Annotated in this window: 2 protein-coding genes; both read left to right on the top strand. The window is 73.4% G+C overall.

Annotated elements, in window-relative coordinates:
* Window positions 1-281 (top strand): response regulator transcription factor (locus tag DQW06_RS28430; RefSeq protein ID WP_198662582.1); only part of this gene is annotated, 281 nt, incomplete at its 5' end.
* 85 nt (window positions 282-366) lie between these two features.
* Complete coding sequence (locus DQW06_RS28425; protein WP_013151400.1) at window positions 367-1,026, top strand: DUF1707 domain-containing protein; 660 nt, start codon at window positions 367-369, stop codon at window positions 1,024-1,026.
* Window positions 1,027-1,363: the final 337 nt, after the last annotated feature.

Here is a 1,363-nt window from a genome sequence, read left to right as displayed (position 1 = left end):
CGGCGCGCGGGGAGACCGTCCTGACCGGACGGCTGGCGGGCAGGCTGTTCACCGGCATGCGCCGGCGCGGAGAGCCCGCCGCCGTGCTGTCGCCCCGCGAGGTGGAGGTGCTGCGCCTGGCCTCCGAGGGGCGCACCAACGCGGCGATCGGGCGAGCCCTGCACATCAGTCCGACCACGGTCAAGACCCACCTGATGCGGGTCTACGACAAGCTCGGCGTGGGCGACCGGACGTCGGCGGTGAGCCAGGCGATCCGCCGCGGGCTGCTCCCCGAGGACTGACCCCGGGCCGCGGTGCCGGGTCTCGGGGATCTCTGGGGGATTTTCCCCGATGCGGCACACCGCGCGGCGCCGGGAGAATGGTTCTATGGTGGAAGCAATGAGCGAGATCACTCCCCCCGAGCGCGGTCGGATGCGCGCCTCCGACGCCGACCGCGACTCCGTCGCGCACCGCCTGCGTGAAGCCCTCGCCGAGGGGCGCCTGGACCCGGACGAGCACAGCGAGCGGCTCGACGCGGTCTACCGGGCCAAGACCGTCGGCGAGCTGGTCCCCCTCACCGAGGACCTCCCGGCGCCGAACGCTCCCGGCGCCTCCGTGGCCCCCACCGACTTCCGTTCGCCCCGGCCGCTCTACGGCGGCGGCCGGGTCGTGGACCAGGAACCCACCAGCCGGGCCGCGGTCGTCGTCCTGGGTGGTGCCGCCCGGTCGGGCAACTGGGTCGTGCCGGGCGCCTTCACCGCCTTCGCGGCGCTGGGCGGGATCGACCTGGACCTGCGCGAGGCCCGGTTCACCCAGCGCGAGACCACCATCTGGGTCTGCGCCGTCATGGGCGGGGTGGGCATCACCGTGCCCGACGACGTGCAGGTGCGGGTGCACGGCCTGCCGCTCATGGGAGGCTTCGGCGTCTCCGAGAACACCCCCAGCGTGGTGGACCCGGACGCGCCGATCGTGCACGTGCGGGGCATCGCCGTGATGGGCGGGGTGGGCGTCGAGTACAAGCCGCGCAAACACCAGGACGAGGAGTAGGCCCGCCTCCCCGGGCGGGCACGGGTCGACGAGACGTTCTGCTCACGCGGGGCCGTCCATGGAACCACACTGCCACCCCATGCGTAAGGTCTGTGGCTGATTGTGGCAATTGTGGCCATCGGTCCTTGCCCGGAGCACCTCCGCGGTGTCAGGCTGCACCGGTACTTCGCCTACCCAAGGTGTCCATCCCCCGACTCCCAGGAGCGGTGGACCCCCGCACTCCGGAGGAAGATCCTTGCGCACCAGTTCCGAAGGGAAGCCGCCGCGCGGAGCGGCCGCCCCCGCCTCCCGGCGCCGCGCCGCCACGGCCGGCGCCGCGGCCGTGCTGATGGCCGTC

The sequence above is a fragment of the Nocardiopsis sp. TNDT3 genome, assembly GCF_003427465.1.
GTDB lineage: Bacteria > Actinomycetota > Actinomycetes > Streptosporangiales > Streptosporangiaceae > Nocardiopsis > Nocardiopsis dassonvillei.
The sequence above is the reverse complement of the archived record's forward strand: the minus strand, read 5'-3'. Positions and strand labels throughout refer to the sequence as shown.

Bases quoted from the DNA above. Each gene is read 5' to 3' on its own strand.
- DQW06_RS28425 (WP_013151400.1), top strand. From the start codon at position 367: ATGGTGGAAGCAATGAGCGAGATCACTCCCCCCGAGCGCGGTCGGATG.